At 62.8% G+C, this 22,085-nt stretch carries 21 protein-coding genes, 1 tRNA gene and 1 other RNA gene; 4 read left to right on the top strand and 19 right to left on the bottom strand.

Going from position 1 to position 22,085, the window contains the following annotated elements; all coding sequences use genetic code 11:
• Positions 1 to 25: 25 nt before the first annotated feature.
• The 6 genes from rseP to pyrH form a co-directional block, all read right to left on the bottom strand.
• Complete coding sequence (gene rseP, locus IP79_RS01535; RefSeq protein ID WP_054117486.1) at positions 26 to 1,123, bottom strand: RIP metalloprotease RseP; 1,098 nt, start codon at positions 1,121 to 1,123, stop codon at positions 26 to 28.
• Positions 1,124 to 1,139: 16 nt separating this feature from the next.
• A complete protein-coding gene (gene dxr, locus IP79_RS01530) occupies positions 1,140 to 2,306 on the bottom strand; it encodes a 1-deoxy-D-xylulose-5-phosphate reductoisomerase (protein WP_054117485.1) in 1,167 nt (388 codons plus the stop codon).
• A 7-nt stretch (positions 2,307 to 2,313) separates the two neighbouring features.
• Positions 2,314 to 3,078 carry a phosphatidate cytidylyltransferase gene (locus tag IP79_RS01525; protein ID WP_054117484.1) on the bottom strand — a complete coding sequence of 255 codons (765 nt, stop codon included), beginning with the start codon at positions 3,076 to 3,078 and terminating at the stop codon, positions 2,314 to 2,316.
• Positions 3,065 to 3,706, bottom strand: coding sequence for a polyprenyl diphosphate synthase (uppS, locus tag IP79_RS01520; protein ID WP_054117974.1), 642 nt, complete (start codon positions 3,704 to 3,706; stop codon positions 3,065 to 3,067). The genes IP79_RS01525 and uppS overlap by 14 nt, the downstream gene beginning before the upstream one ends.
• Positions 3,707 to 3,845: 139 nt before the next feature.
• On the bottom strand, positions 3,846 to 4,403 hold the full coding sequence (frr, locus tag IP79_RS01515; RefSeq protein ID WP_054117483.1) for a ribosome recycling factor: 558 nt from the start codon (positions 4,401 to 4,403) through the stop codon (positions 3,846 to 3,848).
• 34 nt (positions 4,404 to 4,437) lie between these two features.
• On the bottom strand, positions 4,438 to 5,157 hold the full coding sequence (gene pyrH, locus IP79_RS01510; RefSeq protein WP_054117482.1) for a UMP kinase: 720 nt from the start codon (positions 5,155 to 5,157) through the stop codon (positions 4,438 to 4,440).
• Between the two features lie 84 nt (positions 5,158 to 5,241).
• Between pyrH and IP79_RS01505 the strand changes: the two genes are divergently transcribed.
• Complete coding sequence (locus IP79_RS01505) at positions 5,242 to 6,084, top strand: metallophosphoesterase (RefSeq protein ID WP_054117481.1); 843 nt, start codon at positions 5,242 to 5,244, stop codon at positions 6,082 to 6,084.
• A gap of 42 nt (positions 6,085 to 6,126) precedes the next feature.
• Here IP79_RS01505 and tsf read toward each other — a convergent pair whose 3' ends face one another.
• Both tsf and rpsB read right to left on the bottom strand, forming a co-directional pair.
• Positions 6,127 to 7,053, bottom strand: a complete 927-nt coding sequence (gene tsf, locus IP79_RS01500; RefSeq protein ID WP_054117480.1) for a translation elongation factor Ts — start codon at positions 7,051 to 7,053, stop codon at positions 6,127 to 6,129.
• A 143-nt stretch (positions 7,054 to 7,196) separates the two neighbouring features.
• Positions 7,197 to 7,979, bottom strand: a complete 783-nt coding sequence (gene rpsB, locus IP79_RS01495; RefSeq protein WP_054117479.1) for a 30S ribosomal protein S2 — start codon at positions 7,977 to 7,979, stop codon at positions 7,197 to 7,199.
• Between the two features lie 290 nt (positions 7,980 to 8,269).
• On the opposite strand from rpsB, the gene IP79_RS01490 reads away from it, so the two are divergent.
• Positions 8,270 to 8,536 (top strand): hypothetical protein, encoded by a 267-nt coding sequence (locus IP79_RS01490; protein ID WP_054117478.1) that lies wholly within the window; start codon positions 8,270 to 8,272, stop codon positions 8,534 to 8,536.
• Here IP79_RS01490 and pssA read toward each other — a convergent pair.
• The 4 genes from pssA to IP79_RS01470 form a co-directional block, all read right to left on the bottom strand.
• Entirely contained in the window at positions 8,472 to 9,368 is an 897-nt protein-coding gene (pssA, locus tag IP79_RS01485; RefSeq protein ID WP_082336943.1) for a CDP-diacylglycerol--serine O-phosphatidyltransferase, read from the bottom strand. The two genes, IP79_RS01490 and pssA, sit on opposite strands and share 65 nt — an antisense overlap.
• Positions 9,369 to 9,378: 10 nt before the next feature.
• Entirely contained in the window at positions 9,379 to 10,131 is a 753-nt protein-coding gene (locus IP79_RS01480; RefSeq protein WP_054117477.1) for a phosphatidylserine decarboxylase, read from the bottom strand.
• Between the two features lie 40 nt (positions 10,132 to 10,171).
• Entirely contained in the window at positions 10,172 to 11,332 is a 1,161-nt protein-coding gene (locus tag IP79_RS01475; RefSeq protein WP_233994044.1) for a beta-ketoacyl-ACP synthase III, read from the bottom strand.
• A 458-nt stretch (positions 11,333 to 11,790) separates the two neighbouring features.
• Positions 11,791 to 11,876, bottom strand: a tRNA-Tyr gene (locus tag IP79_RS01470).
• Between the two features lie 169 nt (positions 11,877 to 12,045).
• On the opposite strand from IP79_RS01470, the gene rlmB reads away from it, so the two are divergent.
• Positions 12,046 to 12,837 (top strand): 23S rRNA (guanosine(2251)-2'-O)-methyltransferase RlmB, encoded by a 792-nt coding sequence (gene rlmB / locus IP79_RS01465; RefSeq protein WP_054117476.1) that lies wholly within the window; start codon positions 12,046 to 12,048, stop codon positions 12,835 to 12,837.
• Between the two features lie 48 nt (positions 12,838 to 12,885).
• Positions 12,886 to 13,776: a hypothetical protein gene (locus IP79_RS01460; RefSeq protein WP_054117475.1), complete on the top strand. Its 891-nt coding sequence runs from the start codon at positions 12,886 to 12,888 to the stop codon at positions 13,774 to 13,776.
• Positions 13,777 to 13,858: 82 nt separating this feature from the next.
• Here IP79_RS01460 and IP79_RS01455 read toward each other — a convergent pair whose 3' ends face one another.
• From IP79_RS01455 to hrpB, 7 genes are all read right to left on the bottom strand, one after another.
• Positions 13,859 to 14,131, bottom strand: coding sequence for an HU family DNA-binding protein (locus IP79_RS01455; RefSeq protein WP_054117474.1), 273 nt, complete (start codon positions 14,129 to 14,131; stop codon positions 13,859 to 13,861).
• 246 nt (positions 14,132 to 14,377) lie between these two features.
• Positions 14,378 to 16,786: an endopeptidase La gene (gene lon / locus IP79_RS01450; protein WP_054117473.1), complete on the bottom strand. Its 2,409-nt coding sequence runs from the start codon at positions 16,784 to 16,786 to the stop codon at positions 14,378 to 14,380.
• A 126-nt stretch (positions 16,787 to 16,912) separates the two neighbouring features.
• Entirely contained in the window at positions 16,913 to 17,254 is a 342-nt protein-coding gene (locus IP79_RS01445; protein ID WP_054117472.1) for a YbaB/EbfC family nucleoid-associated protein, read from the bottom strand.
• Positions 17,255 to 17,268: 14 nt separating this feature from the next.
• Complete coding sequence (locus IP79_RS01440; protein ID WP_054117471.1) at positions 17,269 to 19,056, bottom strand: DNA polymerase III subunit gamma/tau; 1,788 nt, start codon at positions 19,054 to 19,056, stop codon at positions 17,269 to 17,271.
• Positions 19,057 to 19,115: 59 nt separating this feature from the next.
• Positions 19,116 to 19,210: signal recognition particle sRNA small type (ffs, locus tag IP79_RS15150), an RNA gene on the bottom strand.
• Between the two features lie 35 nt (positions 19,211 to 19,245).
• Positions 19,246 to 19,524: an ETC complex I subunit gene (locus IP79_RS01435; RefSeq protein WP_054117470.1), complete on the bottom strand. Its 279-nt coding sequence runs from the start codon at positions 19,522 to 19,524 to the stop codon at positions 19,246 to 19,248.
• A 111-nt stretch (positions 19,525 to 19,635) separates the two neighbouring features.
• Positions 19,636 to 22,065: an ATP-dependent helicase HrpB gene (gene hrpB, locus IP79_RS01430; RefSeq protein WP_054117469.1), complete on the bottom strand. Its 2,430-nt coding sequence runs from the start codon at positions 22,063 to 22,065 to the stop codon at positions 19,636 to 19,638.
• Positions 22,066 to 22,085 lie beyond the last annotated feature (20 nt).

Raw genomic sequence — 22,085 nt, 5'->3', positions numbered from 1 at the left:
ACCATCCGCGCATCCCGGCCCGGCCTCAACTTCCGAACAGGGGTAGCGAGAACAGATCATTCACCGTCACCACCACCATCAGCGTCAGCACCAGCGCGATGCCGGTGCGGTAAGCCCACTCGGTCGCCTGTGGCCCCACCGGCTTGCGGCGAATAGCCTCGGCCGCGTAGAACACCAGATGCCCGCCATCCAGCGCGGGGATTGGCAAGAAGTTGATGAATGCCAAATTAAGCGAGATCATCGCGGCCAGCTGGATAAAGGCAACCAGACCAAGACTCATCTGTTCGCCCGAGTATTTCGCGATCTTCAGCGGGCCGCCCAGTTCCTTGATGGATCGTTCGCCGCCAATGATCTGCTTGATACCGGTGATCATCATCATCGTGGCTTCGCCGGTCTGGCGGACGGCGAGCGGGATCGATTCGATCACGCCCACATCTTCCAGCACATATTCTCCGCCCGAAGGTGCAACGCCCAGCAAGCCGATATCGGTCTTGTTGCCGAACTTGTCGGCTATGCCGACCCGCGCCGTGGTCACCGGAATATCAAGCTCGGCTCCCGCACGTTCCACGGTGAACACCATCCGCGTGGCGGGGCGCAGGGCCACCTGCGTCTTGAGATCGCTGAAATCGATCACTTCGGAACCATTGATGGCTATAATGGTGTCGCCCACCTGCATCCCGGCCTGCTGTGCCACGCTGTCTTCGGAAAAAGCACCGATGGTGCGCGAATCCTCGGCCCCGGCGATGGTCGGCTTGCCCATGATGGCAAACAGCGCGGCAAAAATGGCGATTGCCACCACAAGATTGGTGACCGGCCCCGCCGCCACGATCAGAGCGCGTTTCCACAAGGCGGCGTGCTGGAAGCTGCCTTCCTCGCGCGGAGCCGAAGCATCCGGAACGCTCGCCGGGTTCATATCGCCCTTGAACTGCACATAGCCGCCCAGCGGGAGCGCCGACAGCTTCCAGCGGGTGCCTTGCTTATCGGTATAGCCGGCCAGTTCCTTGCCAAACCCGACCGAGAAGGCATCCGCCTTCACGCCAAACAACCGGCCGACCAGCAGGTGGCCAAGTTCATGCAAGGTGATCAGTGGGCCGAGCAACAGCAGGAACCCGACCACGTACATCCAGAAAGGGGGTGCTTCAAACAAGGGCGTTGGTCTCCAGCAGGCTGCGGGCTTGCAGCCTTGCAGATTGGTCTACGGCCAGCACTTCATCAAGGCTGGCAGGGCGCGGCGCATCATTGCTGCGGGCCAGCGTCTCTTCGACCAGTGCCGCGATCCGGGTGAACCTGATCTGACCGGCGAGGAAAGCGGCGACCGCAATTTCGTTGGCGGCGTTGAGGATTGCGGGCGCGCTGCCCCCTGCCCGGATCGCCTCACGCGCCAGCCGTGTGGCGGGAAAACGGGTTTCGTCAGGCGGGAAAAAGGTCAGCTCGCCAATCGCTGCCAGATCCAGCGCGGGCATAGGCGTATCCATCCGCCGCGGCCATGCAAGGCACGAGGCGATCGGCACGCGCATGTCCGAAGGACCAAGCTGTGCCAGCGTCGACCGGTCGCGGAACTCGACCATCGAATGGATCACGCTTTGCGGGTGGATCACAATGCCCAGCTTTTCGAGCCCGACGGGGAACAGGTGATAGGCCTCGATATATTCGAGCCCCTTGTTCATCATCGTGGCCGAATCGACGCTGATCTTCGCCCCCATCGACCAGTTCGGATGCGCCACGGCTTCGGCGGGAGTGGCAGCGTGAAGGCGTTCGGCCGACCATGTCCGCAGCGGGCCGCCGCTGGCTGTCAGCGTGATCTTCGCCACATCGGACATGCGATTGCCGCTGAGGCACTGGAAAATCGCATTATGTTCGGAATCGGTGGGAAGCAGGGTCGCGCCGTGCTTGGAGACCGCCTCCATCATCATTTCGCCAGCCGAAACCAGCGCTTCCTTGTTGGCGAGCGCGATGGTGCCGCCGCGTTCGATTGCCGCCATGACCGGGGCCAGCCCTGCGCAGCCGACAATCGCCGCGACCGTCATATCGACCGGACGCGCAGCTGCTTCGACCAGCGCGGCGCGGCCACCTGCGGCTTCGATCCCGCTGCTGCCGAGCGCATCGCGCAATTCGGGCAGGCAGCTCTCATCGCTGACCACCGCAAGTTTCGCGCCGAATTCAATCGCCAGCGCCGCCAGTTCCGCCGCGCTGCAATGGGCGGTCAGCGCGTCGATCTGCCAGGCGTCACGATTGCGCCGCACCAGATCGAGCGTCGATGCGCCAATCGATCCGGTGGCACCAAGCAGGGTGAGCGTGCGTGTCATCCCCGCATCATCCCAGCAAAACGGGCACTGTGGCAATCACAAACAGCATGAAGAACACCGCGAGAAAGCCGTCGAGCCGGTCAAACAGCCCGCCATGCCCCGGAATCAGCGCGCCCGAGTCCTTCACCCCTGCGCGCCGTTTCATCCAGCTTTCGAAGAAATCGCCCGCCTGCGCGAGCACCGCGATCAGCACCCCGCCGACCACCGCCATACCCAGACCGAGCGCGGTGTAGCCGGGCATGACCGCCGGGCCGAAATCGCTGATCTCCACCACCACGCCCACCAGCGCGGCCAGCACCGCCCCGCCGCCAAGCCCGGCCCAGGTCTTGGACGGGCTGATGCGCGGCGCGATCTTCGGCCCGCCGATGGCGCGACCAGCGAAATAGGCGCCGACATCGACGGCAACGACGGGAAGGATGAACGCTGCAAGCACTTCCAACGGGCCATATCCTGTGGCCTGCGGATCGAACGGAAACACCTGCCGCCCGTTGCGCACCACGAGCATCGCCAGCGCCGCCCCGCCGATATAGATCACCCCGCCGAAGAACCACAGGGTTTCAACCACAGCCGATGCGCCGAAGCGACCCACCAGCTTGTTCCATTCCCACAGCACACCGAGCCCCAGTGCGAGCACGAATGCGGTCCAGAACCAACCGCCCAGCCACAGCGCCCCGCCTGCGATCACCAGCATGACGATGGCCGAAGCCAGCCGCACCGGCAGATCGGTCACGCCTGCCTTGGGATTGCGCACTCTGATCTTACCGTCCGCCAAAGCGCCGCTCCCTCCGGGCAAAATCATCAAGCGCCTGCGCCAGATGCGCAGGTTCGAAATCGGGCCATAGCGTATCAACGAACAGCATCTCGGCATAGGCCGATTGCCACAGCAGAAAATTCGACAAGCGGATTTCGCCGCTGGTGCGGATCAGCAGATCGAGCGGTGGCAGATCGGCGGTGTCGAGATTGGCCGCGATGCTATCCACCGTCACCGAACCTTCCGCTGCCGCCTTGGCCGCAGCCCGCGCAATTTCATGCTGCGCGCCGTAATTCAGTGCCACCGCCAGCGTCTGATTGCCGTTTGCGGTCTGCGCCAGCGCATCTTCCAGCATCGCGACGATATCGGGCGCGAGCGATTGCCAATCGCCGATGATCTTCAGTTTGACGTTGTTGGCGACGAATTCGGGCAGATCGGATTTGATGAACTTGCGCATCAGGTTCATCAGATCATCAACCTCGTCTTCCGACCGTTTCCAGTTTTCGGAAGAAAAGGCGTACAGCGTCAGGCATTCCAGCCCCATCGGGCCAAGCCCGCGCACCAGCCGCCGCACCGCTTCGACCCCGCGCTGATGCCCCACTGCGCGCGGCAACGCCCGTTTCTTGGCCCAGCGGCCATTGCCATCCATGATGATGGCGACATGCCTGGCGCGGTCGGTAGTCAAAACTGTCCCCACGCATTCCGTTCGTGTCGAGCGAAGTCGAGACACTGGCGCAAGGCCTCTCGACTACGCTCGAGGCGAACGGAAAAGGAGGCGTCGCAGCCACTCACTGCGTCAGGATTTCCTGTTCCTTCTTGGCGGCTGCCTCGTCGGTTTCCTTGACGTATTGATCGGTCAGCTTCTGCACCTGCTCTTCGGAACGCTTGCGATCGTCTTCCGAGATTTCCTTCTTCTTCTCGTCGGTCTTCAGGCTTTCCATCGCATCGCGGCGCACGTTGCGGATCGCGATCTTGGCCTTTTCGGCATATTGGCCCGCCAGCTTTGCGAGTTCCTTGCGGCGATCCTGCGTCAGATCGGGGATCGGCAGACGCAGCGTCTGACCGTCGATAATCGGATTGAGGCCCAGATTGGCGTGGGCGATGCCCTTTTCCACCGGGGTCATGTTCGATTTATCCCACACCTGCACGCTCAGCATCCGCGGTTCGGGCGCGGAGACTGTGGCGACCTGCGACAGCGGCATCATCGAACCATAGACCTCGACCATCACCGGATCGAGCAAAGTGGTGTTGGCACGGCCGGTGCGCAGGCCCTGAAGATCGCTTTTCAGCGCTTCGACTGCGCCCTTCATCCGGCGCTCGACATCGGCCTTGTCATATTGCGGCATGGGTTGGGTTTCCTTTTGTCAGCTGTCTTGCACGTTACTGGTCTTGCACGATGGTCTGGACGCCCTCGCCCGACAATACGCGGGCAAGGTTGCCTTTCTCGCGGATCGAAAAGACCACGATCGGGATCTTGTTATCACGGCACAGCGCCACGGCGCTGGCGTCCATCACCCTGAGATTGTCTGCCAGCACGCGGTCATAAGTTACTGTATCGAAACGGGTTGCCTGCGGATTATGCTTGGGATCGCTATCATACACCCCGTCAACGCTGGTGCCTTTCAGCAGCGCATCGCATTTCATTTCGGCAGCGCGCAAGGCTGCGCCGCTATCGGTGGTGAAGTACGGCGCGCCAACACCTGCGGCAAAGATCACGACGCGGCCCTTTTCCAGATGGCGTTCGGCGCGGCGGCGGATCACCGGTTCGCAAACCTTGTCCATCTCGATCGCGGATTGCACGCGGGTCTGCACACCCAGTTGTTCCAGCGCGTTCTGCATGGCGAGCGCGTTCATCACCGTCGCCAGCATCCCCATGTAATCGGCCTGCGCACGGTCCATCCCCTGCGCCGCGCCCGCCATACCGCGAAAGATATTGCCGCCGCCGATGACGAGGCAGATTTCGAGCCCCGTTTCCTTGGCAGCCTTCACCTCGCCCGCAAGATCGGCGACAAAGGCCGGATCGATCCCGAACTGCTGATCCCCCATCAGCACTTCACCTGAAAGTTTCAGGAGGACGCGCTTGATTTCGGGGATGGACATAGGGAAATGGCTCTCTGGCGGAAAACGGCTGCGGTGCGGCCTTTATCGGGGCGTGGCGGTGCTGCCAAGGGGATAGCGGTGCAAATGGGCAAGACAATGTTCCGCAGGGCGGCCTTGCTGGTGCTCGCACTCGCCTGCGCGCTTGCCGCGAAGGTCTGGTATGACACGATGCGCGACCCCGTGGTGGAACGGCTGGTGGTGGAAAGCCCCGCCCTGCCCGCAAGCGCTGCGCCCGTCACCATCGCGCTGCTGGCCGATATCCATGTCGCCGGGCCGGACATGCCGCCCGAACGGCTCGAACGGATTGTTGCGCAGGTCAACGCGCTCGAACCCGATCTGGTCGCGATCGCGGGCGATCTCGTCAGCGAGAAACGCACCGCCACGCGGGTTTACTCCGCTGCCGAGGTTGTTGCCCCGCTGGGCCGGCTTTCCGCGCCGCTGGGGGTGATCGTGGTGCCGGGCAATCATGATCACTGGTTTGCATGGGATGCGCTGGCCGCTGAACTGGCGCGCTATCCGCAAATAACGGTTCTTCGCAATCAGGCGGCGCAGCGCGGCCCACTGGTGATCGGCGGCGTGGACGACGATTTCACCGGCCGCGCCGATCTGTCTGCCACCGCCGCCGCGATGCCGCGCGGTGCGGGCGCGCGGATCATCTTGACGCACAGCCCCGACATTTTCCCGCAGGTTCCGGTCGATGTCGATCTTGTGCTGGCCGGGCACACGCATTGCGGCCAGATTGCATGGCCATGGGGCGGCGCGCCTGCGACGATGTCGGATTATGGCAACCTTTATGCCTGCGGGGTGACGCGCCAGCACGGCAAGACTCTGGTGACCAGCGCGGGCCTTGGCACAAGTCTCCTGCCGGTGCGCCTTTTTACCCACCCGGAAATCTGGCTGATAGAAATACGGCCGCCGCAGCGATAAGCTGCGACGGCCGTTTTTTTCCGGTATCCGTAGGAAGAAGGATCAGCCCTTGACGGCAGCAGCCACTTCAGCGGCGAAATCGACTTCTTCCTTTTCGATGCCTTCGCCCAGCTGGAAGCGGACATAATCGACCAGCTTGATCGACTTGCCAGCATCCTTGGCAGCCTTGGCGATGTATTCTTCAACCGTCGCCTTGCCATCCTTGACGAAGATCTGGCTGAGCAGGGCGTTTTCCTTGGCGAACTTCTTCACCGCGCCTTCAACCATCTTGGCCTGCACGTCAGCAGGCTTGCCGCTTTCGGCAGCCTTTTCGGCGGCGATCTTGCGTTCACGCTCGATCACTTCGGCGTCGAGGCCGTCGGCATCGAGCGACTGCGGGAACATGGCGGCAGCGTGCTGCGCGATGTCCTTGCCCAGCGCGTTCAGCGTGTCGGCGTCCGCATCCGATTCCAGCGCCACGAGCACGCCGATCTTGCCGAGGCCATCGGCGGCCGCATTGTGGACGTAAGGCACAATCGCGCCCTGCGTCACGCTGACCGACTTGATGCGGCGGATCTGCTGGTTTTCACCAATGGTAGCGACGTTGTCGGTCAGCTTTTCAGCGACTGTCCCGCTATCGGGATAGGCAGCGGTCTTGAGCGCTTCGACATCATCGTTGCCCTGGGCCAGCGCCACAGCGGTGGCCTTGGTGACGAAGTCCTGGAACTTGTCATTCTTGGCGACGAAATCGGTTTCCGAGTTGATCTCGACCGCAACGCCGCGGGTGCCTTCGACCCTCACGCCGACGAGGCCTTCAGCCGCAGTGCGGCTCGACTTCTTCTGGGCGGTGGCGAGGCCCTTGGCACGCAGCGCGTCAACCGCAGCTTCGATATCGCCGCCCGCTTCGGTCAGCGCCTTCTTGGCGTCCATCATGCCAGCGCCGGTGCGCTCGCGCAGCTTCTTCACATCGGCGACAGAAATATCGGCCATGGGAAATTCCTTTTCTTATGTTTGTCAGACGCCCGGCCCTGCCGTCCTTTGAGGGGGGCAATGCCGGGCGCGCTATACAGGGATTGTGACGCGCGATTGACGGAAGGGGCCAATAAAGCCCCTTCCGCCGATCACGCTTGAAATCAGGCTTCGGCGTCTTCCGCAGCCGGTTCTGCAGCAACAGCTGCTTCTGCCGGGGGCTCAGCCATCGCGCCGAAATCGCTCGACACGTCAGCCTGGAACTTGCCCTTGCCGGCCAGTGCCGCTTCGCCGATGGCCTGGCAGTACAGACGCACCGCACGGCTCGCATCGTCGTTGCCCGGAACCGGGAAAGCGATGTGGCTGGGATCGACATTGGTATCAAGGATGCCGATCACCGGAATGCCGAGCACGGCTGCTTCCTTGATCGCGAGGTCTTCCTTGTTGGCGTCGATCACGAACATCACGTCCGGAATGCCGCCCATGTCGCGGATGCCGCCAAGCGACATTTCCAGCTTCTCGCGTTCGCGGGTCAGCTGAAGCACTTCCTTCTTGGTCAGGCCGCTGGTGTCGCCCGAGAGCATTTCTTCAAGGCTCTTGAGACGGCGGATCGAACCCGAGATCGTCTTCCAGTTGGTGAGCATCCCGCCCAGCCAGCGGTGGTTGACGAAGTGCTGGCCCGACATGCGCGCAGCTTCAGCGATCGGTTCCTGCGCCTGACGCTTGGTGCCGACGAACAGCACCTTGCCGCCCGAACGCACAGTCGATTCGACGAAATCGAGCGCACGCGCGAACAGCGGCACGGTCTGCGAAAGGTCGATAATATGCACACCGTTGCGCGCGCCGAAAATATACGGCTTCATGCGCGGGTTCCAGCGGTGGGTCTGGTGGCCGAAGTGAGCGCCGGCCTCGATCAGTTGCTGCATCGTGACGACTGGTGCCGCCATAGGTAATTCCTTTCCGGTTGTTCCTCTGGAAGACTGGAACCGCGCTGCGGAGATCCCGCAAACGGCACCGGTATGTGCGCCTTCCATGTGAATTTGCAGCGGGAGCGGGCTGAATGCCCGCCTCGCTGCGAGCGCGCCCTTAGCGACAGGTTGGAACAAAATCCAGCCCTGTTTCCTTATCCCCGACGAATAATCGCCCGCGCTCTCAATGAAAGCCGCTTGACACGCCGGAACATGTAGGGAACAAAGCGACGGGAACAAAGATCGAACACACGTCAGGGGAAACCACCATGATCGCCGCCATGCTCACCTTTGCCATTGTCTTGTTGTTCACGTTCATCGGCGCAGCCGCGGTGCTGACCATTGCCGATTGCGCCGTGAAGGCACGCCATGCCTATGCGCAGCTGATGCGCGAAGCTGCTCTGATGGAAGCCGGGTTTGCCGTGCAGGTTCCCACGCAGGAATTGCGGATGCGGCGCGCGCCTGTGCGGCTTACGCCGGATCGCCGTGCGGTGCCGATGCGGCTGCGGCAGCTTCCTGCCTGCGCCGTTGCTTGATCCGCCCGTATTTCACCAGTCCGTAAGGCATCAGCCCAAGATAGACGATGTTGATCGCAGCAAGCGTCCACCAGGGCTCCAGCAGCAGCGCGGCAAAGGCAAGGCCGACAAACGCGATCAGGCCCAGCCGGATCGACCGGCGCGGACGCAGCGAAGCCCAGCTGATGGTGGCCATGTTGGAAATCATCAGCACTGCAATCACTGTCAGCCACACAGTCATCAGCATCGGATCGCGGAAAAACTCCACGCCGGTTTCATTCCACAGATAGAACGGCGTGAAGGCCAGCCCTGCCCCGACGGGAGCGGGCACACCTGTCAGAAACCCGGCAGACTTGTGCGGCTGGTCTTCGGTATCGATCCGGGCATTGAACCGCGCCAATCGCAGCGCGCAACAGATCGCAAAGGCAAGCGCGGCAAGCCAGCCGAAGCTGGGCCATTCCTTCAAAGACCACATGAACAGGATCAGCGCAGGGGCAACCCCGAAGGACAGCGAATCCGCCAGACTGTCCAGCTCCGCACCGAACCGCGACTGGGCGTTGAGCATCCGCGCCACCCGCCCATCGACCCCGTCAAGCACACCGGCCAGGATCACCAGCAGGATCGCGTAAGACCAGTTGCCTTCGATCGCAAAACGGATGCCCGTCAGCCCGGAACACAGGGCGGCGGCGGTAACCGCATTGGGCAGCATGGCCCGCAGGCTCAATCCGCCTGCACTGGCATCACGCACAATAATCACCTCATCTTCGTCCTCGGCGGCCTTGGGGCCAACCCGGGCTTGGAAAAACGGCAGCCGGCGCGGCTTTCGCCCGCCTGTTTCCGGGGTTCTGCTCATGATCGCAGTCTCACTGGGCTATCCCCTCGATCAGGCCGCGCTGGCCGATTTCGGCAATCACCGTCTCGCCGGCAATCGTGGTCTGTCCGATCATCACTTTGGCATCGGTTCCGGCAGGCAGATAGACATCGACCCGGCTGCCGAACCGGATCAGGCCCACGCGTTGGCCCTTCGCAACCATATCGCCCGGCTTCACGAAGGGCACGATCCGCCGCGCGACCAGCCCGGCGATCTGGGTAAAGCCAACCTTCAACCCGTCGCCGCGTTCGATCAGGATATGCTGGCGTTCGTTCTCGTCGCTCGCCTTGTCGAGATCGGCGTTCATGAATTTGCCCGGCACATAGACCACGCGGCGCACCGTGCCCCCCACCGGCGTGCGGTTGATGTGCACATCGAACACCGACATGAAAATCGAAACCCGCGTCACCGGCCCGGCGGGCAGTCCGGCATAGCCCGATCCGTCATCGATCCGGAATTCGGCCGGCGGTTCGACCAAGTCGATCAGCGTCACCAATCCATCAGCCGGGGCAATGATCCCGGTTTCGCCTTGCGGCACCACCCGTTCGGGATCGCGGAAAAATGCGAATATCCCCGCAGCCAGTACCAGCGCGGGCCAGCCGATCAGTTCCCAATCGAGCACGAACAGGAAAAACAGGCTGACCGCGGTCGCGATAAGCCCGAACTTCCGGCCTTCCGGATGGATTGCGGGCCAGTTCCAGCCCGCCTCGCCGCGGCCTTTGTTGTCGAGAATTTCGCCTGCCATCGTTCAGCTTCTAGGGTGCGCAGCGCGGGGCCGCAAGCAACTACCCCACCTTCCGCACGAACACCGTGCCCGCAGAATAGCCCGCGCCGAAGCTGCAGATCAGCCCGGTATCGCCCGCCAGCAGATCATCGCTGTGCTGATGAAAGGCGATAATCGAGCCCGCGCTGGAGGTATTGCCGTAGGTATCAAGCACGGTCGGGCTTTCGTCCTCGCTTGCCTCGTGCCCCAGAACCTTGTGCGAAATCAGCCGGTTCATACCCGCATTGGCCTGATGCAGCCACAACCGCCGCAACCCTGCGTGATCCAGTCCCAGCCGCGCGGCTTCATCAAGGATCATCTGCGCCACCATCGGCACCACTTCCTTGAAGACCTTGCGCCCTTCCTGCACGAACAGCTTGTCCGCCGTGCCCGCATTTTCAGGCGCGGCGCGGTTGAGGAAGCCGAAATTGTTGCGGATGTTGTTGGAGAACACCGTTTTCAGCTTGGTGCCCAGGATGTCCCAATGCTGCGCAGGGGCAATCGCGGTATCTTCCACCAGCACCGCAGTGGCGACATCGCCGAAGATGAAGTGGCTGTCGCGGTCGCGCCAGTTGAGGTGGCCCGAAGTGATTTCGGGGCTGACGACCAGCACGCTTTTCGCATTGCCGGCGCGGATATAATCCGCCGCCGTCTGGATGCCGAAGGTGGCCGAAGAACAGGCGACATTCATGTCAAAGCCGAAGCCGTCGATCCCCAGCGCCTGCTGGATTTCGATCGCCATCGCCGGATAGGCGCGCTGCATGTTCGATGCCGCGCACAGCACCGCATCGACATCTTCAGGACGGCGACCGGCGCGCTCCAGCGCCTGCTTTGCCGCAGCCACGCCGATTTCGGCCATGATCGAGATTTCGTCATTGCCGCGTTCGGGCAGGCGCGGGCACATGGTCGCGGGATCGAGGATCGGCGCCTTGCTCATCACATGGCGCGCCTTGATCCCGCTCGCCTTTTCGATGAACTCGGCCGAGGAATGGGTCAGCGCTTCGGCCTCGCCTGCGGCAATCGCATCGGCGTGCGCGGCATTGTGCCGGTCGACAAAGGCGTTGAAGCTGGCGACCAGTTCATCATTGGAGATGCTGTCAGCGGGGGTGAACAGGCCGGTCGCGGAGATCACGGGGCGACCTGTCAGGGTGATTTGCGTTTCCTGCATGGGGTTCTCTTGCATGGGAGGCGCGCTTTACTGCCCGGCCCCGCTGCCCGCAAGTCCCGCAGGCGCAGGTTTCAGATCGAGCACGTCCTTCAGCAGCGGATTGAAGAAAGTGCGCGCAGGGACAAAAGCGCTTCCTGACGCTTTTGGGGAACAATATATCATCCTTGCGCGTTTTTCGATGCCGCCTGTTCAAGGGTCGCAATCTGCCGGTACTCTGGCAGGGCGAGCAGGCGGCACCCTTTCGCGGGTGCCTTTCAGCCCCGGTTTTGCGCGTTCCAGACCGGCCCCAGAGTCCGCCAGGTGCCGGTTAGACCCCTGCTAGACCCCCTCTAGGTCAGTGTTTCACGTGAAACATCCGAGGAAAGTGGTGGACAGGGCTGGATTGTCGCCTGCGGCGTCTTTGCTTCGCAAAACCACCCCAGCGGCCCCCGCTTCGCGGTGGCTGACGCTGGTTCTCCGGTAAGGCTGGAAAGTGGTGGACAGGGCTGGATTCGAACCAGCGTACGCTTGCGCGGGCAGATTTACAGTCTGCTGCCTTTAACCACTCGGCCACCTGTCCACACAGTCCCCTGCTTGAGGGGGGCAATCCTGAGCGTCAAACGCTCTGAAAAAGCGCGGGTCCGTAACCGGGCCCGCAGCCGAGAGGCGCCCCTTTGGCGAAGCACTGCTTGCCTGTCAATGCCCCTGCTGGCAGGGGACGCGCTTGATGCCGCCACGAAGGAGCGAAGATGGCCAAGGAAGAACGCAAACGTGCCCTCAGGGGGCGCGCAGGCCGCATGAAAGGCGGACGCGGTTCGGGCCGCGCGAGCACCGGGCAAGTGCGCCTGTGGGGCCGTCACGCAGTGGAAGCGGCGCTCAGGAACCCTGAACGCCAGCATCGCAAATTGTGGGCCACGCCCGAGGGGCTCGAAAGCCTCGACGGTGAATTGCCCGCAGGCTTTCCGATCGAACATGCGCAGGCAGCAGACCTTGCGCGGCTGGTTGCCAAGGATGCACCGCATCAGGGGCTGGTGCTGGAATGCGCACCGCTGGAAGACGTGTTCCTCGACGAAGTCGCCTTGGGCGAAGCAGACCGTCCGATCGTGATACTCGATCAGGTCACCGATCCGCACAATGTCGGCGCAATCCTGCGATCGGCCGCAGCATTCAACGCGGCGGCGATCGTGACGCAGGATCGCCATGCACCGATCGAAGGCGGCGTGCTGGCCAAGGCAGCCTCCGGCGCGCTGGAGACTGTGCCCTGGGTGCGGGTCGTCAACCTGGCCCGCGCGCTCGATGAACTGGCCGAGGCCGGCTATTGGCGGATCGGGCTGACGGGCGACACCGAAGCGGTGCTCGCCGATGTCATGCCCACCGGTCCGCTGGTGATCGTGCTGGGCGCGGAAGGCGAAGGCATGCGCCAGAACATCGCCGCGCATTGCGACGTGCTCGCCAAACTGCCGATTGCCTCCGCGATCGAGAGTCTCAATGTCTCGAACGCTGCCGCAATTGCGCTTTATGCGATCGCCACACGCGGTTAAAAGCCCAGTCGGGGGACACGTGCGCCACGCGCATCAAGGGGGGACACCATGACCACAATGACAGCAATCCGCCTGCGGGCCGGCGCCGTGCTGACAGGCTTTGCACTCGTGCTGACGGGCTGTTTCATGACGCCGGGCAAGTTCACATCGGAACTGGCCCTGACCGGCCCGGACAGCTTTACCTTCAGCTATGACGGCGAGATTTTCTTCCTCGGCCTCAGCAAACTCGCCCAGATGGGCGCGGCCGCCGAGGAAGGCTTCAGCGCCGACTGCTATGACGATGACACCTACGAAAGCCGCGATTGCACCCCTGAAGAAGAAGCGATGCAGCGCCAGGAGTGGGAGGAAGGCGTTGCTGCCCGGGCAGAAGAGTCGAAGAAACAGGCCCAGCAAATGGCCGCAATCATGGGCGGGATCGATCCGTCCGATCCCAAGGCAGCCGATGAACTGGTCAAGCTGCTCCAGCGCCAGAAGGGCTGGGAACGCGCTGTGCACAAGGGCGACGGGTTGTTCGATGTCAGCTACCGCGTGTCCGGCACGCTGGGCCATGATTTCCTGTTCCCGACGATCGAAGGCTTCCCGGCGACCAATCCTTTTGTCCAGATGATCCAGCGCAAGGGCGGTCAGGTGCGGGTCAATGCGCCCGGTTTTGCCGCGCAAAGCGGCGATATGGGCGGAATGGGCGCGATGATGGGTATGGGCTCGCTCGCAGGTCTCGCCGCCATGGGCGCGGCCGAAGAGGCCGGCAGCGCCGAAGCGATGCCGGGCATCCCGATGATGGACGGTACATTCACGCTGCGCACTGCGCCAGGAATGCGGATCTTGGCCAACAACACCGACGAAGGCCCGGAAGCGGGCACTGCCGACGAAGTGCTGACGTGGAAAATCACCGCCCGCACCACTCAGGCCCCCACAGCGCTGATTGCTACCGGCAATTGATCCTGCCGCGCATAAAACAAAACCCCGTCAGCCACACCGGCTGACGGGGTTTTGTGTAACTATGAAAGGCACTGCGCCGTGATCAGTTCACCGCGTCTTTCAGACCCTTGCCTGCCTTGAACTTGGGCTGGTTGGAAGCCTTGATTTTCATCGGCTCCCCGGTGCGCGGATTGCGCCCGGTGGAAGCCTTGCGTTTGGCCACCGAGAAGGTGCCAAAGCCCACCAGTCGCACTTCGTCGCCGCCCGAAAGCGCTTTGGTAACGACATCAAAAACGCTTTCAACCGCGTTCGAGGCATCGCTTCTGGACAGGCCGCTGGTTTCGGCCACGGCACTGATAAGGTCGTTCTTGTTCATGCGGGAACCCCCTCACTTCATGATTTCTTGAATTGGTATGAATCGCACTTGGCGAAAGCGCGGAGTTTGAGACGTTTTTGATAGGGCTGTCAAAGGCAAATAGCCCGAGTTGAACGCCCGTTACAAAAGCATGGATGTTTCCGCGCCGAACAGCTGTCCGTCGCGACAGATCGAACGGATATCGCCGTTTTCGAAAAAAAATGCGCACTTGCCGCGAATCACGGCAAGTGCGCGCTTTCTAACGCCTCAATGTGCGGTTGGCACCTCTGAAGCGACAGGGCTTACCGCCGGACTGGCACCGCCCGGCTGGCTCGCCAGATCATCCGCCTCGGTCCATTCGATCGCCTCCAGCGGTTCGACCAGCGCGCGGGCGAGCACTTCGTCCACATGACTGACCGCAATGATCTCCAGCCCTTCCTTCACGTTGGCGGGAATTTCGGTCAGATCCTTGACGTTGTCTTCGGGAATGAGGACAATTTTGATCCCGCCGCGCAGGGCGGCAAGCAGCTTTTCCTTGAGGCCGCCGATTGCCAGAACCCGCCCGCGCAGCGTGACCTCGCCGGTCATCGCCACGTCGGGCCGCACCGCAATCCCGGTCAGGGTCGATACGATCGAAGTGACCATGCCAATCCCGGCACTTGGCCCATCTTTGGGCACAGCGCCTTCGGGCAAGTGGATGTGCACATTCTTGCGGTTTATCAGGCTCGGCTTGATGCCATAGGCTGGCGCGCGCGCCTTGACGAAGCTGAAAGCGGCCGCGACGCTTTCATTCATCACCTGCCCCAGCTTGCCGGTGGTCTTGACCTCACCCTTGCCTGGCGTGGTGACACTTTCGATGGTCAGCAACTCGCCGCCCACCGATGTCCACGCAAGACCTGTGACCGCACCGACCTGCGCTTCTTCCTCGCTGACCCCGTGCTTGAACTTGCGTACCCCGGAATAATCACCAAGGTTCTCAGGCGTGATGGTGACGCTGGCGGTTTTCTTTTCGAGGATCTGCCGCAGGCTTTTGCGGCACAGCTTGGCAATTTCCCGCTCAAGCGTCCGCACCCCGGCCTCGCGGGTGTAATAGCGGATCAGATCGCGCAGAGCGTCTTCCTCAAGCGTGAATTCGTTCGCCTTCAGCCCGTGCGCCTCGACCTGTTTTTCAACCAGATGGCGCTGGGCAATTTCGACCTTCTCGTCCTCGGTATACCCTTCGAGCCGGATGATCTCCATCCGGTCAAGCAGCGGCTGCGGCAAGTTCAGGCTGTTGGCGGTGCACACGAACATGATGTCCGACAGATCAAGATCCAGCTCCAGGTAGTGATCCTGGAACTTGCTGTTCTGTTCGGGGTCGAGCACTTCCAGCAAAGCGGACGCCGGATCGCCGCGGAAATCCTGGCCCAGCTTGTCGATCTCGTCGAGCAGGAACAGAGGGTTCGCGGTTCCGGCCTTCTTGAGGTTGGCCACGATCTTGCCCGGCATCGATCCGATATAGGTGCGCCGGTGACCGCGGATTTCGGCCTCGTCCCGCACCCCGCCCAGCGACTGGCGTACGAATTCACGGCCCGTTGCCTTGGCAATCGATTTGCCCAGCGAAGTCTTGCCCACGCCCGGCGGGCCGACAAGGCACAGGATCGGGCCTTTCAGCTTGTTGGTGCGTGCTTGCACTGCAAGATATTCGACGATCCTGTCCTTGACCTTTTCGAGCGCATAATGATCGGCATCGAGCACGTCCTGCGCCTGAGCGATGTCCTTTTTCAGCTTCGATTTCTTGCCCCAAGGCAGGCCGAGCAGCACATCGAGATAGTTGCGGATCACCGTCGCCTCGGCGCTCATCGGCTGCATCGAACGCAGCTTCTTCAGCTCAGCCAGCGCCTTGGCCTTGGCTTCCTTGCTAAGCTTGGTCTTTTCGATCTTCTCGGTCAGTTCGGCAATTTCGTTGCCTTCGCCATCATCGCCGCCGCCAAGCTCGCTCTGGATCGCCTTCAACTGTTCGTTGAGGTAATATTCGCGCTGGGTCTTTTCCATCTGACGCTTCACGCGCCCGCGGATGCGGCGTTCAACCTGCAAGACCGAAAGTTCGCCTTCCATGAAGGCCATCACCAGTTCGAGCCGCTTCAGAGGATTGGTTTCGGTCAGCAGGCCCTGCTTGTCCGATACCTTGGCGCTGATCGCAGCGGCAATGGTATCGGCCAGTTGCCCGGCATCATCGACGTCCGACAGGTCGATCCCGGCATCTTCGCCCAGCTTTTTGTTGAGCTTCACATATTCGCCGAATTGTTCGACCACCTGACGCATCAGCCCGGTGACTTCACTGCCTGAAACAGTGTCAGGCGCGATTTCGTGCACCTCGGCAAGAAGGTATGTGCCGACATCCTCCAGCGCGGAGAGCCGCGCGCGGGTCTTGCCTTCCACGAGCACGCGCACCGTGCCATCCGGCAGCTTGAGCAGTTGCAGCACCTGCGCAATCACGCCGACATCGTAAAGATCATCGCCTTCGGGATCGTCACACCCGGGATCAAGCTGGGCGAGCAGGACAATGTCCTTGGAAGCCTCCATCGCCGCTTCAAGCGCAGCCACGGATTTGTCGCGCCCGACGAACAGGGGAACGACCATGCCGGGGAAAACGACAATGTCACGCAAGGGGAGGAGAGGGAAAGTCTGGGTCATGTCTTTGTGTCCATGGCGGCCATTTGGGCCAACCTTTAAAGGCAATATGGGAAGCCCTTATCGCCCTCGCAATGGCGCCCTGCCGGTAAGCTGTGGACGCGGCGCCAGGCCTTCACCCAGGCCAGCTCACCCCAGACCGGGCAGATTGAACCCCGGCGGCAGGCCCATCGAGCCCTGCATCTCGCGCATCTGCTGTTCCGACACCCTGTCGGCCCGGTCGCGCGCATCATTGAAGGCGGCCGCAACAAGATCTTCGAGGATCTGCTTGTCATCCGGCACCATCAGGCTGTCGTCGATAGCGACGCCAAGGATCCGGCCCTTGGCGCTGGCGCGCACCTTGACCAGCCCGCCCCCTGCAGAGCCTTCGACCTCGATCGAATCGAGCTTCACCTGCATATCGTTCATCTGCTTCTGGATGGTCTCGGCAGCCTGCTGGGCTGCGGCCATCATTTCTTCCATCGATTTCATTGCGCGGGTTCTCCTCAATTCCAGGGGGGGCTGCCGGCGCCAGCTGCGGCGCGGCCAGGGGTGGTGATCAACTCGGCCTGGGGAAAGGCCTCGAAAGCGGCTTTGACCAAGGGGTCGGCGCGAATGCGCGCATCTGCGGCCGCAGCCTCGGTCTCGGCAATCTCGCGCAAGGACGGGTTGGCCGCGCCGGTGCCGCGCTCGACCAGCCAGCGCTTGCCCGTGACCTTGAACAGCGCCTCGCGGATATCGGGGGCCGGATCATCGGAGAAATTATCGGCCTGCTCAAAGACCAGACGCTCCGCGCCGAGCTCGATCACACGCACACGGTCGCGCATCATCTGTGCGACGCGCAACTGGCCGGAGGCATCGACTGCCTCGACAAGCGCAGTCCAATCCTGTGCCGGAGTGGCCGCAACGGGCGCTGCGCTTTGCACATCGCCGGGCGCGGATGGCGCAGCGGCAATACCGCTCGCGGCAAGTTCTTCGATCCGCTTTGCCAGCTTGCCGGGATCGGGCATTTGCGCTGCGTGAAGTATGCGCAGCAGCGCCATTTGCAGCGAGACAAGCGGATCGGGGCCGGTGCGCACCTCATCATGGCCCTTGATCAGCAATTGCCACAAGCGGTGCAATTCCGCCGCGCCAAGCCGGGCTGCAAAATCGGCCAATGCAGCGCGTTCTTCCTCCGCCGGCGCATCGGGTTCGCCGCCGCCAACCTGCGCCAGCGTGATCCTGTGGGTGAGATCCATCAGCGCGCGGATCAATGCCAAAGGCTCCACGCCGAGCGAATATTGTTCGTCCACCGACGCCAGCAACGCCTGTGCATCGCCTTCGAGCAGGTGTCCCAGCACCCTGCGCTGCGCGGACTTGTCAGCCAGACCCAGCATGTCACGCACGCGGGCTGCTGTGACCTTGCCTTCGCCATCAAGATCGGCGTGGGCGATCGCCTGATCAAGAATCGAAAGGCCATCGCGCACCGATCCTTCGGCGGCAGCGGCAATGATCCGCAAGCCTTCGATATCAGCTTCGACCTTTTCCAGCCCGCAAACCTTGGCGAAGTGATCTGCCAGCATTCCGGCAGGAATACGGCGCAGATCGAACCGCTGCGTGCGGCTCAGCACCGTGACCGGCAGCTTGTCGACTTCGGTGGTGGCAAACAGAAACTTCACATGCGGCGGTGGTTCCTCAAGCGTCTTGAGCAAGGCGTTGAACGCATTGCGCGTCAGCATGTGGACTTCGTCGATAATGTAAATCTTGTAGCGCGCCGAAACCGCTGCATAGCGAACCTGCTCGATGATCTCTCGCACATCATCCACGCCGGTGTTCGATGCTGCGTCCATCTCGATCACATCGATATGGCGGCCCTCGGCGATGGCGGTGCAGGGTTCGCACTGGCCGCAGGGGTCGATCGTCGGCCCGCCCTGCCCGTCCGGCCCGACGCAATTCAGCGCCTTGGCGATCAGCCGCGCGGTCGAGGTTTTACCCACTCCGCGCACGCCGGTCATCAGGAACGCATGCGCCAGCCGTTCACGTGCGATGGCATTGGCAAGCGTGCGCACCATCGCTTCCTGCCCGATCAGTTCGGAAAAAGTCTGCGGACGATATTTGCGCGCCAGCACGCGGTAAGGTTGGCTGGCCGGGGCCGGCGAAGCGGCTTTCACAGATGGCGGTGCCAGTGCCGCTTCCGGTGCGGGCGACGGCGACGGGGGGGCATCACCGAACAGCGCATTCTGCCCGGCAGCCTCCAGTTCGGCCGCACTCGGGCCGGTGGTATCCTCAGGCAGATCGGGATCGGAATCGCTCATGGTGCCAAACTAGGCGCTTGGGCCGGGTTTGTCATGCAGCGCATACCAGCGATGTCGGTGAAAAAGGAGCCGGGCGACCCGCTGCAATCTACCTTGGCTGCTTCCTTCCGGACCTGACCAGGTGAGCAGACGCGAACGTCCACCCGACTCCCAGGCGAGCATATGGCGCGGCTCACGCGAAAAATCAACTCAGCGAAAATTATCCGCGTAAGCCTGCAGCTTGAGCCGCTTGGGCGGGGTCGCATGCACCCTCGCGGAAATGCCGTACTTGTCGGCATAGGCCTTGGCTTCATCCTTGCCGGGAAAGGTCAGCTTGACCTGCGACTGCGTGTCGCCCGACCCCGTCCATCCCATCAGCGGATCGGCGAAACGCGCTTCGGAAGGAGCGAATTCGAGCACCCAATCATCGGTATGCGCCTTGCCCGATTGCATCGCGTGCTTGGGCTGCTGAAAAATACGTGCGGTCATTTTTTCTCTTGCGATCCTCGCTCATACTGGCGTCCCAGCGTCGCTGCGGGCGGTCAGCCGCCCTTGCGAGACGTTTCGCGTCCCGAATTGCACCCGTCCGATAGCTTGATTCTATTCGCGGTTGAAGGCGTTTTTCGTCTTCATGCTGGGCTTTTCCAGCCACGGCTGATCGGGCCAGCGGTGCTTGGGATAGCGGCCCTTCATATCCTTGACCACATCGCGCCAGCTGCCACGCCAGAAACCGGGCAGATCGCGGGTCGATTGCACCGGCCGCCCGCCAGGGCTGGTAAGCTTCAGCAGAAGCGGAGTCCTGCCGATCATCGGTTGGCTATCCAGCCCGAACAGACCCTGCACCCGCACCTCGACACTGGGCGCATCATCACCTGCATAGTCGATAGCGTGGCGCGTATCGGCAGGCGAAATGAAATGAGTGGGCGCCGCGCGGTCGAGCGCCTGACGTTCGCTCCAGTCGAGCAGTCCCAGCGCCGCTTCGGCAAAGCGGTGTTGAGGAAGGTCAAGATCGCGCCTTCCGGCCAAGAGCGGCCCAAGCCAGTCGCCAGTCCGCTGGCGCAGGGAGTCTTCCGACAGCGCGTCGATCCCGGCAAAGCGGGCGCGGGGCAGGAAGCCAGCGGGCAACACCTCATCCAGACGCTCCAGCGCCTTTGTCACAAGGATATCCAGACACAGTGCCGGGTCGGGGGCGGGTTCCGGCACGCTCGCCAGCACAATCGCGCCAAGCCGCCGTTCGCGCCGTGCCTCGACACGGGCCTTTTCATAATTCCAGCGCGTCGTGATGCGTTCCTGAAGTGCGCAGGCAAACAGCGCTGCAATTCGGTCAGACGCGATTTCTGCACCCGCCGTGATGCGAGCGCCCTTGGCCAGACCTTGCGCATCGCCAATCACGATCCATTCAGCCCGCGCCAGCGGCGAGGCAGGATCAAGCTGATAGCCGCGCCCGCCGGCGCTCAGCCAATACTCGCCCGAAGGGTCGCGGCGGCGGGCCACGAAATCGGGCCGCGCAAGGCCAAGCACCTCGGCAGCGTCCGCCGCAGGGCTTGTGCCGATGACGGCAGCAAGCTTGTCAGCCTGCTTTGCCCAACCTTTGGCAATCCGGGCCGCTGCCACGCTCCTCGGCGCATGATCGCCGCGCCAGCGGGCGAGTCGTTGCAGCAAGTCTTCACCGCGCCCGCCCAGCCCGCGCTCTTGCAGCAGCATGACCAGCCGCGCAGCATCCTCGCCGCAGCCGGCTTTCGCACCGTGAAGCACGGCGGCAGCCTGATCCGGCGCCATCGGCAGGCTTGCAATCGCCTCGCCAAGCGGCGTGATCCGCCCGCTCAAATCGAGCGCGCCAAGCGCTTCAAGCGCCGCACGCGCCGCAGCGACCGAGGCTTCAGGAGGCGGATCGAGCCACGGTAAATCCCCCGGATCACTCGCCCCCCACCGCGCCAACCGCAGCAACAACGTTGCCAGATCGGCCGTCATGATCTCAGGTGGAGCAAACTCTGGGCGGCCTGCGTGCCCCGCCTCCTCCCACAGGCGGTACGCCACCCCCGGCCCTTGCCTCGCCGCTCGCCCGGCGCGCTGCGCGGCCGAGGCCTGACTGGCCCGGCGGGTCACCAGATGGGTCGTGCCCGCCGCCCGGTCATACTCGGCAAGGCGCGCAAGCCCTGAATCGACCACCACGCTTACCCCGTCCAGAGTGAGCGAGGTTTCTGCAATTGCGGTAGCGAGCACAATCCGGCGGCGGCCTTGCGGATCGCTGCGGATGGCCGCGCGCTGGGCAGAGGGTTCGATCTGGCCGTGAAGCGAGTGGATCGGCACATCTTTCAGCCGCAGCTCCAATCGCTCGCGCACCCGTTTTATCTCGCGCACACCGGGCAGAAAGGCGAGGATATCGCCCGCTTCCTCGCGCCACGCAGCAAGCACAGCCGCTGCCATCCGGTCTTCGATGACCTGCGAGGCATCACCGCCAAGCCATTTGATCGCCAGCGGAAAACTCTTGCCTTCGCTTTCGATCACCTGCGCGCCATCGCCCAGCAGCCGGGCAAAACGGGTGCCATCAATGGTGGCTGACATCACCAGCACGCGCAGGTCTTCACGCAATACAGCGCGGGTTTCAAGCGCCAGCGCCAGACCCAGATCACTATCCAGGCCGCGTTCGTGCGCCTCGTCAAACAGTAGCGCTGAGACACCCGGCAGTTCCGGATCATCGATCAGCCGGTTCACCAGAATAGCATCGGTCACAACAATGATCCGGGTTCTGGCTGACGTCTTGCTGTCGAGCCGGGTCATGTAGCCCACAGTCTCGCCCGGCCTTTCGCCCAGCATCTCGGCCATGCGTTCGGCAGCAGCGCGGGCAGCGACGCGGCGGGGCGAGGTAAGGATGATCTGACCCGTGCACCACGGCTGACCCAGCAAATCGGGCGCGACCGCAGTGGTCTTGCCCGCACCCGGCGGCGCGATCAGAACGCCCGCGCCCCTGTCCGCCAGTGCAGAGCTGATTTCAGGAAGAACAGCGTGTATAGGCAGGACGGGGAGCATTGCCCCGTCCGATAGCCCGA

It is taken from the genome of Porphyrobacter sp. AAP60, from assembly GCF_001296025.1.
Lineage (GTDB): Bacteria > Pseudomonadota > Alphaproteobacteria > Sphingomonadales > Sphingomonadaceae > Erythrobacter.
This window is presented reverse-complemented; position numbering and strand designations above follow the sequence as displayed.

Bases quoted from the DNA above. Each gene is read 5' to 3' on its own strand.
- rpsB (WP_054117479.1), bottom strand. From the start codon at position 7,979: ATGGCGGCACCAGTCGTCACGATGCAGCAACTGATCGAGGCCGGCGCT.
- pyrH (WP_054117482.1), bottom strand. From the start codon at position 5,157: ATGTCCATCCCCGAAATCAAGCGCGTCCTCCTGAAACTTTCAGGTGAA.
- IP79_RS01475 (WP_233994044.1), bottom strand. From the start codon at position 11,332: ATGCAAGAGAACCCCATGCAGGAAACGCAAATCACCCTGACAGGTCGC.
- IP79_RS01505 (WP_054117481.1), top strand. From the start codon at position 5,242: ATGGGCAAGACAATGTTCCGCAGGGCGGCCTTGCTGGTGCTCGCACTC.
- IP79_RS01480 (WP_054117477.1), bottom strand. From the start codon at position 10,131: ATGGCAGGCGAAATTCTCGACAACAAAGGCCGCGGCGAGGCGGGCTGG.
- IP79_RS01440 (WP_054117471.1), bottom strand. From the start codon at position 19,056: ATGAGCGATTCCGATCCCGATCTGCCTGAGGATACCACCGGCCCGAGT.
- frr (WP_054117483.1), bottom strand. From the start codon at position 4,403: ATGCCGCAATATGACAAGGCCGATGTCGAGCGCCGGATGAAGGGCGCA.
- dxr (WP_054117485.1), bottom strand. From the start codon at position 2,306: ATGACACGCACGCTCACCCTGCTTGGTGCCACCGGATCGATTGGCGCA.
- uppS (WP_054117974.1), bottom strand. From the start codon at position 3,706: ATGGATGGCAATGGCCGCTGGGCCAAGAAACGGGCGTTGCCGCGCGCA.
- pssA (WP_082336943.1), bottom strand. From the start codon at position 9,368: ATGAGCAGAACCCCGGAAACAGGCGGGCGAAAGCCGCGCCGGCTGCCG.
- rseP (WP_054117486.1), bottom strand. From the start codon at position 1,123: ATGTACGTGGTCGGGTTCCTGCTGTTGCTCGGCCCACTGATCACCTTG.
- IP79_RS01445 (WP_054117472.1), bottom strand. From the start codon at position 17,254: ATGAAATCGATGGAAGAAATGATGGCCGCAGCCCAGCAGGCTGCCGAG.
- tsf (WP_054117480.1), bottom strand. From the start codon at position 7,053: ATGGCCGATATTTCTGTCGCCGATGTGAAGAAGCTGCGCGAGCGCACC.
- IP79_RS01435 (WP_054117470.1), bottom strand. From the start codon at position 19,524: ATGACCGCACGTATTTTTCAGCAGCCCAAGCACGCGATGCAATCGGGC.
- rlmB (WP_054117476.1), top strand. From the start codon at position 12,046: ATGGCCAAGGAAGAACGCAAACGTGCCCTCAGGGGGCGCGCAGGCCGC.
- IP79_RS01490 (WP_054117478.1), top strand. From the start codon at position 8,270: ATGATCGCCGCCATGCTCACCTTTGCCATTGTCTTGTTGTTCACGTTC.
- IP79_RS01460 (WP_054117475.1), top strand. From the start codon at position 12,886: ATGACCACAATGACAGCAATCCGCCTGCGGGCCGGCGCCGTGCTGACA.
- hrpB (WP_054117469.1), bottom strand. From the start codon at position 22,065: ATGCTCCCCGTCCTGCCTATACACGCTGTTCTTCCTGAAATCAGCTCT.
- lon (WP_054117473.1), bottom strand. From the start codon at position 16,786: ATGACCCAGACTTTCCCTCTCCTCCCCTTGCGTGACATTGTCGTTTTC.
- IP79_RS01455 (WP_054117474.1), bottom strand. From the start codon at position 14,131: ATGAACAAGAACGACCTTATCAGTGCCGTGGCCGAAACCAGCGGCCTG.